This window comes from Streptomyces sparsus, assembly GCF_054776295.1.
In genome coordinates this window covers 1-256 of the sequence record NZ_BAAHCA010000763.1, presented here as the reverse complement: position 1 = coordinate 256, position 256 = coordinate 1, and positions in this window count along the sequence as shown.

Below are 256 nucleotides of genomic sequence, written 5' to 3'. Positions count from 1 at the left end.
GGCGGGTGACGGGTGCGGCGGCACGGCGTGCTCCAGTCGGCGTCACTCGTACGGGTTGGGCGTGGGCCCAGACAGCGGGAAAACCGCTGCTGGGCCCGTAACACCCCGCTGAATGCCCGTATGTTCACCGCATGTCACCGCATCGCCGTGCTTCCCGGGTCCGCGTGACCGTGCTCGCGGGCGCGGTCGCGTTGGCCGCCGCGCTCCCCCTCGCCATCGCCATGGCGGGCACCCCTGAGGTGCCCGCCGTCCATGC